Below are 8691 nucleotides of genomic sequence, written 5' to 3' on the forward strand. Positions count from 1 at the left end.
CCCCCTGCACCCTGCCCCCCTGCCTCTTCTCCCCCTTAACTAGAGGTAGCGAAATTGGCGTAACTTAATTCATTAACGCGGTTCCATTCAACTACTTGTTTACGGAAGCCATTCCATTGTTCGTAAACTTCTTTGAAAGTTGCATCTTTACTGGCGTTTTCCTCTAAGAAATCGAATGAAGCTTTTTGAGCTGCTTTCATGATTTCTGGGCTGAAGGAAACTAATTTTGTCCCACCAGCGGTTAATCTCGAAAGTGCTTGGCCATTCAAGGAATCGTACTCAGTGAGCATATTCATGTTGGCTTCATGAGTCGCTGTCTTGAAAATTTCTTGGTATTCTTTGGGTAATTTGTTCCAAGCGTTACGGTTAACCAATACTTCTAATGTCGGGCCTGGTTCCCACCAACCGGGATAATAGTAATACTGGGCGGCTTTCTGTAAACCCAGTTTCTCATCATCGTAGGGGCCTACCCACTCAGCAGCGTCTATTGCACCCCGATCTAATGCTAAAAAGATTTCGCCTCCGGGTAACACTTGCACATTTACCCCCATGCGAGATATGACTTGTCCCCCTAATCCGGGAATCCGCATTTTTAAACCTTGGAGATCAGTTACGGTGTTAATTTCTCTTTTAAACCAGCCTCCCATTTGCGCCCCTGTGTTACCAGCCGGAAAGTTAATAATATTGAAGTCGCTATAGATTTTTTGCATGGCTTCTAGTCCGCCACCGTGATATAGCCAAGCGTTCTGCTGTTGGGCATTTAAGCCGAAGGGTACGGAAGTAGCAAAAGCTAAAGCTAAATTTTTACCGATGTAATAATAACCAGCTGTGTGTCCGCATTCCACAGTCCCTGCTTGTACTGAGTCCATGACTTGCAATCCTGGAACCAATTCTCCCGCAGCAAAGGGTGTAATGTTAAAACGCCCATTTGTCATTTCTCGCACCCGCCTAGCAACTACATCAGCACCGCTAAAAATCCCTAGGGACTTGGGCCAACTAGTTGCCATCCGCCACCTGACATTTGGCATTCCAGTTTGCACATTCGCGGCTGTTTCGGTGCGCGTACAGGAAACTAGAGTGGCCGCAGTTGCCGTGGCGATCGCAGCTGTGTTGAGAATTTGTCGGCGTTTCATAATTTGTGGTTATTTTAATTACTTTTGAAGTTAATAGGGTAATGTATCAGATTTTGTCGTAATTTGTTGAATATCACCTTGGCTGCTATGTTTTTCTATCCAATCAAGAATCACTTGATTCACTTTTTCTGGGCATTCATCATGGGGACAATGCCCTACATCTTCTAAGTCGAGTAGTTCTAATTTTTCGTTGTACTGAGTAAATCTTTTGGCTAATATAGGGGGTACAAATCGGTCTTTGCTTCCCCAAATCAACAGCATCGGCACGGTTAACTTGGGTAATATTGCCTTGACACTAGGACTAAAATTAACTGCGATCGCAGCTCTAAATAAAGCACTAAAAGCCCGCGCCGAACCCCGGTCTTGGGGAGGCCCAGCTAAAATGTCTATGAGTTCATCGGTGATGGCTTCGGGATTGGCATAAGCAAGGCCAGCCCAACGACGCAGCACACTAGGTTGGCGCACAAAATTAAATACAGGTTTGAGGATCAACGGCGAAGCAACCATCTTTTTGATTCCTGTAACTATGGGGCGCAAAAAAGGCGGAATAGCTTCTTGTTCTAAAGATGGATCGGGTAAACTCATCATCACAATGCCATGTACCATTTCTGGATGGGCGGCGGCGATGGCTAAAGAAATCAATGAACCGTTAGAATTGCCGATTAATATGACTGGTTCACCAATAAACGCTTGCCAAAATTCATATACTTGCTTTGTCCACAGTTCTATGCTGTAATTCACAGGCGCTTTTTCCGAAGCACCAAAACCCAACATATCTAAGGCGTAAACTGTGTGGTGTTCGCCCAATACTTCTAAATTATGTCGCCAATGTCCAATGGAAGCACCAAAACCATGTAGTAAAATCAGTGGCGGTGTTTTTTGGTGATTTTTGCTTGGTCGAAGATAAGTATAACGAGTTTGCCAGCCCCGCCAAACCCAATCTCGTTGATTCCCAACTCTCTGTTGCCAGTTTAACGTTGTGGTCACACTCTCCTCCGAATTTATCAGCTTCTAAGAAACACTATAGACATTTGTTTAGTTTTATTTTTTAACGCAAAGGTTTAAATGGCCCAACTACAACGCATTGCGATCGCACCTGATCAACTACAACAACAGCAAATATTTTTGACCCCAGAACAACAACATTATCTAGGGCGGGTGTTACGGCTACATACAGGCGATCGCTTTATTGCTATGGATGGTCGAGGTACATGGTGGTTGGCGCAGTTAGCAGGGGAGCAAGCCCAAGTTTTAGAGTTATTATCTGTAGATACGGAATTATCTGTATCAATTACACTAATGGTGGCTTTGCCTAAAGGCAGTGGGTTTGATGATATAGTACGTGTCTCTACTGAATTGGGAGTAGCTTGTATTGCTCCAGTATTGAGCGATCGCACCTTACTCAATCCCAGTCCCCAAAAACTTGAACGTTGGCGACGCATAGCCGCCGAAGCCGCCGAGCAATCAGAGCGGTCTTTTGTGCCGACAATTTTAGAACCAATGACTTTTAGGGCTGCAATTACTGCTAATCAAGGAACTCAGCGTTATATTTGTGAAGCTCGCGGCGATTATCCGCACTTAAAAAACGTGATTGCTGCTGACACCACAGAGATAATTGTTGCGACTGGCCCAGAAGGAGGCTGGACTCAAAGCGAAATTGACAGTGCGATCGCAGCTGGATTTCAACCTGTATCTCTTGGTCGTCGTATCCTGCGAGCAGTTACAGCACCCGTAGTAGCATTATCATTAATTTCCGCAACTTGTGAAGTATAAATAAATTATCACTCTTGTGGTATGGGTCAGATGAAAGATGATTGAACAAGTTGCCAGCGCCTTTGAGCGTCAAGATTATCATAGGGCTGCTAAATTACTCCAACAGTTGTTAAAAGAATCACCAGAAAACCCTTGGGTGCAGTTTTATCTCGGACGACTGCATGAAGTAACACAAAAGCACCAAAATGCTGAGAAAATTTATCGGCAACTGTTACGAAATACTACCAATACCAAAATCGTCACCCAAGCACGTCAGGGGTTGCAGCGGCTGCAAGAACTCGCCCAAGAAGAAAGACAAAGGGCCATTGCCAAAGCCACAGCCCAACCAAGTAATAGTGAATTAGGTTTATTAGTCTTAGAGCCTTTAACTAATGAACTAAAAACCATAGCTGCACCAAAATTTGCTCAAATTATGCAGCTAGACCCATATACAGCTAGGCTAGTGTTACCCAGCCGCGGTTGGAGAGGATATCGCACTGGACAAGTAGGAGAACTCGAATTTTATGGTACACAGTTGCAGCAAGCTGGGATACCTTGCTTTTGGACAACAATTGCTGCAATTCAAAAAATTCAAGTTTTTCAAGTCAAATACTTTAGTGAGTCTGACACAGAAGCAACTGTTATTTGCAGCAACCAAGAAAATCAACTTGGTTCCCTGAGTTTTCAATGGTCAGAAGTCTCAGCACGGGTAGTGGGGCTATTACCGATTTTTGAAGAAGTGGTTGATGTCAATGCCCGTCGTCAATTAGAACGTAAAACCCAAACCCAAGACTATGCCCAATTTTGTGATTTACACTTACCTGAACGAAATTGCATTTTACGACTTTATGATCATGGTTATGAATTTCAGCAAGGTGTAGAAATCACACCCCAAGTTAGCCAAAATACCATCAGAATTAACTGGAATAGCTTACTAAAATGGATAGAACAACATTTATCAAAAACTAAAATTTGGTCAGATTTCACACCCTTTGCAGAAACAGTTTTAGATCAAACAGAAATGCTGGGTATCATTCAGCCTCACATTCACCTATTTCGTAGGGAAAAGACTAATTGGGACCCAGCGTTTCATTTATATAGTGGATTGATCTTTTTGAAAATCAAATAGGGAAATTCATTCCCTATGCTTGAGCAAACTTAGCCAGGAGTTTTCACCTGACGTGCCATATCCAGGTAATTACTCATATTGGCACCTGGACGGCGACGACCATTAGAGCCAGTAGCTGAAGGAGCAAGATATTTGGGCGCAAACGTAGTTTCAACTGGTGTCTGGGGAGCTTTGGTTGCTGCTGGCACTTTAGCAGGTTCAGCTTTAGGCGCTTTACCATTCTTTGATGGCTCTTCTTTTTTCGCTTTTGTGGCTGTTTTTGCTGTTGTCGCAGCAGGTGCATCTGTCTTTGCCGATAGTGCGGCAGACGGTGCTGGTTCTGGTGAATCTACTACAGCTGCTTTTGTACCATTAGATACTGAAGCTGGTTTATCTGCCACCTTAGGAGATGCCTTAGCAGGTTCAGCCTGAGGAGATTTGCCAGCAGATGCTTCATCTAACTCTAAAAAGTAGCCGTTACTTTTTTTCTTTGGTAACAACCCAGTAATGAAACCTAGAATACCAGCGATTAACTTTTTGATAAAACCGAACATGAGAATTGCTCCTGCCTGTTATATTTGTAAACTTGGCCGTAGTGTAAAAAAATACGGCAGAATATTACATTTTTTTGCGCCAAGCTATGCCATGAGAGTGACAAGCTTTATAGGTTTGTACTTAATTAACTAATTAACATTGTAGTAACACTACCGGGCAAATGTTCTCAATCCCTGATTGCTAGCCACGATTGCCAGCGCTCGTAACCTTGATACATCGAGAATTAATTATTAAATTTTACTGTAACTAAGGGCAAGATTATGAAAGTCTGCTTAACAAAAATTAATATTTCGTATACTTGTAGAGAGGCTTTTCGATATTTCCTCAGCCTCTAGTCTCTATCCAGTGGTAGAACTGTCATAACAAATCTACAGGCGATCGCAGTACTCGGTTAAATTTTCTACATAATTGATGTAGGCAAACTTAGGAGATGAATACCAAAAACTATCAGCGCAACTCCGTTTTATTAATACATGGCATTGAAGACACAGGTGCGGTGTTTAATACAATGGCGGGTTACTTAAGACAACTAGGTTGGTCTGTGTATACCCTAAATTTATTGCCCAATAATGGTGATCGAGGTCTTGATGTCTTAGCACAGCAAGTAGCTGATTATATTGTTGCTACTTTTGCCCCAGAAGAACCCTTAGATATTATAGGCTTCAGCATGGGGGGAATTGTTAGCCGTTACTATGTGCAACGCTTGGGAGGAATCAACCGTGTTCAGCGGTTTATCACTATCTCTTCACCTCATCATGGAACTGTCGTGGCCTATGCTTCCCAGCGCCCTGGCTGTTTGCAAATGCGTCCCAACAGTACATTCATCCAAGATTTAAACTCGGATGCAGTAGTGTTAGAGCAGATAAATTTTACGTCCATATGGACACCTTATGATTTGATGATAGTCCCGGCCAATAGTTCACAAATGCCACTGGGACAAGAGGTAATAGTGCCAGTAGCATTACACTCCTGGATGCTGACAGACTCCAGGAGTTTGGCCGCAGTCACCAACGCTTTAGCAGAGCCGATTAAGCCCTATCCCCAATTTGGGTATACTCGTAACTTCCAAAAATCGCCTCTGGGTGGCGGTAATATTTAAATTCCATCAAGTTATAAAAAGGATCTTCCAAAAAGAAAGTGCGATGCTCCAAAGGCAAGCCAACAAAGCGATTCTTCGGTGATTCCCGAAACTGTAGCTGTTTTTGATGTGCTTTTTCTAGTAAATTTTCCCAGTCATGTTCCTGCTGAAAAATGAGTCCAAAATGCCTGGGATATATAGTGCGTTGCGGTGAGAGAATTTCCTTGGTGACGTGAGCTACTAACTGATGACCGTAAAGGTTGAGAATCAGAGCTTGAGGACTTTCACGGCCAGGAATACACCCAAGAGCATCGACATAATATGCTTTTGCTTGAGCAATATTAGATATGGGGAAAGCCAGGTGAAATAAAGTTTGGCTCATAGTAGTTAGGAATGTGGATTTAATAAAATACAGAACCTCACCCCCAACCCCTCTCCTTGGTAAGGGGAGACGATGACGCAAGTCAAAGGCGGGGTGAGGTCAAAAACTAGACTTGCATGTTATTTAATTCATATTCCTTAGTTGTCCCAGAGACTGCTCGTTGGTGCTATTTATAAATTTATGACCTTAAACTCTAATTGTGGTCAATTTGCACACAGTTTTATATAAATTGAGCTTATATCCTGGTGACGATATTGGCGTGGAGTGGGGAAAGAGTTTTTGCGTTGTCTTCCCTGTTTCTTCTGTTCTCTATCCGTAACAGTAATAGAAACTCGGCGTTAGCTGACTTGAGTAGTGGCAGGAATTAAACACCCAAGTTCTAAAATTGGTTATTCTGTTCATATTCTTAGCAAACTACCAATAATTCATTGCTGATGTTATCTTTTATTGATCCTGTAAATCCCTGGTTAGTAGCCATAGGATTAAACACGATTTTATTGGGTTTAGTGGGGATTGCTCCCAAACAGCTACTCACCCCAGCCGGTTTATTTCACGCCGGGTTACTTGGAGTCCTCATTTGGGGAACTCTAGGTTGGCAAGGATATGCCATAGTGGTGTTCTATTTTTTAGTTGGTTCTGGAGTAACGCGTATCGGCATGGCACAAAAAGAAGCAGAAGGAATAGCTGAAAAGCGTTCTGGAGCGAGAGGCCCTGAAAATGTCTGGGGTTCAGCTTTAACAGGGGCATTGTGTGCTGTGGGAATAGGTATTCTCAATTCAGGACTTATACCCACTCCCCACTCCCTACTCCCTACTCCCCAATCCTTACTGCTGTTAGGCTATGTGGCTAGTTTTAGTACCAAACTGTCTGACACCACAGCGAGTGAAGTAGGTAAAGCCTACGGTAAAAGAACCTTTTTAATTACTACACTGCAACCAGTACCTCGTGGTACAGAAGGGGCAGTTAGTTTAGAGGGAACTTTAGCGGGGATTTTAGCCTCAATTGCCATCGCCTTATTAGCCTGGGGTGTGGGTTTGATTGATTTATTAGGAATAGTGTGGTGTGTATTGGCAGCATTTATTGCCACCAATTTAGAAAGTGTAATTGGCGCAACTTTGCAATCTAAATATAACTGGTTAACCAATGAAGTAGTTAATATTTTCAATACACTAATCGGTGCGATCGCAGCTATGCTAATTGCCTTATTGTGGACAATGATCATTCCTGCTTTTACTGCCTAGTTTTGTCTAAAATTTACCAGCATTTTGACACAACACTTTGCTGGTGCAGTTGTTGTGCGTCTATGCAATGGTTGAAATTAATGATTGTCAAAGTTTTAAACTTGCCAATGTATATTTTGTAGTTTATAAAGTTTTACTGTTCCCCATCGGTTGAGTTCATGGAATCTTCATCATTTTTGACCGTTAATGACCAAGCAATTACGATTAACCAAGCAGTAAAATATCTGCAAGCCTCTGGAAAATTAGCACATTTCATGGGTGACATTCTCCGCCAATACGTCATTGAGCAAGAAATACAAGCACGAGATGACATCCAAATCAGTCCCGCTTTAACAGAACAGACAATTATTGATTTCCGCCTCAAAAATCAACTAACTGACCCCCAAGTGTTTCAGGAATGGTTACAAAAAAATGCTACAGATTATGCCACTTTTTATGAATCAATTGCTTTTGGCTTCAAATTAGAAAAACTAAAAGTTGTGGTGACAGAACCAAAAATCCCAGAATACTTTATTGAGCGGAAGATTTTTTTGGATCGAGTTATAGTCTCTCGTATTGTTGTTGATAATCGAGAACTCGCCGAAGAACTGCAAACCCAAATCGAGGAAGGAGGTAGCTTTGAACAACTAGCTAGAGAATATTCACTAGCAGATGACCGCATGGTAAACGGCATGATGGGGCCAGTAAGCCGAGGAACAATGCCAGATAAATTAAGGGCAGTTGTGGATGTAGCGAACCCCGGACAATTACTCGGGCCAGTAGAAATCGATGGACGTTATGGTTTGTTTCGAGTAGAACAAATTTTGCCCGCGTCTTTAGACGATACTCAACTCAAGCAAGTACTACAAAATGAATTATTTGAAAAATGGCTAGTCGAGAAAATTCAAAAGCTGACGGTCAAATTACAAATGAGCTAAATATTCTGAATAATCCATCTTTACAAGCAAACGCTCTCGAATCAATTCCCTGGAACCAACCCCCTTTATGTTGGCTGACTACCGAGCAAAAATCCCACTTGCAAAGTCAAGCACAGATCCGTCAGTATCGTCTTGGGGACAAACTCTGGTCAACTGAAGCAGGCGGTTATCAATTTTTCATTTTTACTGGTAAAGTCCGTTTGCGAGAAGAAGAAGAAGGTAAGCCTTTGGCCGCTTTACAAGCAGGGGATTGGTTTGGTGACTTACATAAAGTAGCTGTGGAGTGTAAAGCCATAGCTGCTAGCAAAGAAGTAGTAGTAGTGTGTTGGGATACAGCACTATGGGCAGAATTTTCCACTCCCCAGATTGAAGAGTTCTGGCTAGGGTGGGAAGGGGACAAAGGGGTAAGAACAACAGCATTGTCAGATAGTTTACCACCGCAGGCGATCGCTTACCCTGATGAATACCAGGAAACACTTTCACCCCATCGCCCCACCACCCCACCACCCCACCACCCCATTCCCC

Annotated in this window: 9 protein-coding genes and 1 pseudogene; 6 read left to right on the plus strand and 4 right to left on the minus strand. The window is 42.7% G+C overall.

What is annotated here, in order from left to right; translation table 11 throughout:
• Positions 1-35 precede the first annotated feature (35 nt).
• Positions 36-1133 (minus strand): TRAP transporter substrate-binding protein, encoded by a 1098-nt coding sequence (locus ACM0OS_RS27360; RefSeq protein WP_414546326.1) that lies wholly within the window; start codon positions 1131-1133, stop codon positions 36-38.
• Positions 1134-1163: 30 nt separating this feature from the next.
• Complete coding sequence (locus ACM0OS_RS27365; RefSeq protein ID WP_414546327.1) at positions 1164-2120, minus strand: alpha/beta fold hydrolase; 957 nt, start codon at positions 2118-2120, stop codon at positions 1164-1166.
• A 78-nt stretch (positions 2121-2198) separates the two neighbouring features.
• Here ACM0OS_RS27365 and ACM0OS_RS27370 point away from each other — a divergent pair, with 78 nt between their 5' ends.
• Positions 2199-2906 carry a 16S rRNA (uracil(1498)-N(3))-methyltransferase gene (locus ACM0OS_RS27370; RefSeq protein WP_414546328.1) on the plus strand — a complete coding sequence of 236 codons (708 nt, stop codon included), beginning with the start codon at positions 2199-2201 and terminating at the stop codon, positions 2904-2906.
• Between the two features lie 37 nt (positions 2907-2943).
• Complete coding sequence (locus tag ACM0OS_RS27375) at positions 2944-4014, plus strand: tetratricopeptide repeat protein (RefSeq protein ID WP_414546329.1); 1071 nt, start codon at positions 2944-2946, stop codon at positions 4012-4014.
• 29 nt (positions 4015-4043) lie between these two features.
• Here ACM0OS_RS27375 and ACM0OS_RS27380 read toward each other — a convergent pair whose 3' ends face one another.
• Complete coding sequence (locus ACM0OS_RS27380) at positions 4044-4547, minus strand: hypothetical protein (RefSeq protein ID WP_414546330.1); 504 nt, start codon at positions 4545-4547, stop codon at positions 4044-4046.
• A 431-nt stretch (positions 4548-4978) separates the two neighbouring features.
• Here ACM0OS_RS27380 and ACM0OS_RS27385 point away from each other — a divergent pair, with 431 nt between their 5' ends.
• Positions 4979-5647: an esterase/lipase family protein gene (locus ACM0OS_RS27385; RefSeq protein ID WP_414546331.1), complete on the plus strand. Its 669-nt coding sequence runs from the start codon at positions 4979-4981 to the stop codon at positions 5645-5647.
• Here ACM0OS_RS27385 and ACM0OS_RS27390 read toward each other — a convergent pair.
• On the minus strand, positions 5577-6008 hold the full coding sequence (locus tag ACM0OS_RS27390; protein ID WP_414546332.1) for a VOC family protein: 432 nt from the start codon (positions 6006-6008) through the stop codon (positions 5577-5579). The genes ACM0OS_RS27385 and ACM0OS_RS27390 overlap by 71 nt on opposite strands.
• 434 nt (positions 6009-6442) lie before the next feature.
• Between ACM0OS_RS27390 and ACM0OS_RS27395 the strand changes: the two genes are divergently transcribed.
• From ACM0OS_RS27395 to ACM0OS_RS27405, 3 genes and pseudogenes are all read left to right on the plus strand, one after another.
• Complete coding sequence (locus ACM0OS_RS27395; protein ID WP_414546333.1) at positions 6443-7249, plus strand: TIGR00297 family protein; 807 nt, start codon at positions 6443-6445, stop codon at positions 7247-7249.
• A gap of 158 nt (positions 7250-7407) precedes the next feature.
• The gene (locus tag ACM0OS_RS27400) at positions 7408-8166 is read left to right on the plus strand and encodes a peptidylprolyl isomerase (protein WP_414546334.1); all 759 of its coding nucleotides are present in this window, start codon (positions 7408-7410) and stop codon (positions 8164-8166) included.
• Positions 8115-8691, plus strand: a pseudogene (locus ACM0OS_RS27405) (type I secretion system permease/ATPase); the annotation flags it as partial. The gene ACM0OS_RS27400 and the pseudogene ACM0OS_RS27405, both read left to right, overlap by 52 nt.

It is taken from the genome of Nostoc sp. CCY0012, from assembly GCF_963920855.1.
GTDB lineage: Bacteria > Cyanobacteriota > Cyanobacteriia > Cyanobacteriales > Nostocaceae > Cyanocohniella.

Bases quoted from the DNA above. Each gene is read 5' to 3' on its own strand.
- ACM0OS_RS27380 (WP_414546330.1), bottom strand. From the start codon at position 4,547: ATGTTCGGTTTTATCAAAAAGTTAATCGCTGGTATTCTAGGTTTCATT.
- ACM0OS_RS27375 (WP_414546329.1), top strand. From the start codon at position 2,944: ATGATTGAACAAGTTGCCAGCGCCTTTGAGCGTCAAGATTATCATAGG.
- ACM0OS_RS27360 (WP_414546326.1), bottom strand. From the start codon at position 1,133: ATGAAACGCCGACAAATTCTCAACACAGCTGCGATCGCCACGGCAACT.
- ACM0OS_RS27390 (WP_414546332.1), bottom strand. From the start codon at position 6,008: ATGAGCCAAACTTTATTTCACCTGGCTTTCCCCATATCTAATATTGCT.
- ACM0OS_RS27370 (WP_414546328.1), top strand. From the start codon at position 2,199: ATGGCCCAACTACAACGCATTGCGATCGCACCTGATCAACTACAACAA.
- ACM0OS_RS27395 (WP_414546333.1), top strand. From the start codon at position 6,443: ATGTTATCTTTTATTGATCCTGTAAATCCCTGGTTAGTAGCCATAGGA.
- ACM0OS_RS27385 (WP_414546331.1), top strand. From the start codon at position 4,979: ATGAATACCAAAAACTATCAGCGCAACTCCGTTTTATTAATACATGGC.
- ACM0OS_RS27400 (WP_414546334.1), top strand. From the start codon at position 7,408: ATGGAATCTTCATCATTTTTGACCGTTAATGACCAAGCAATTACGATT.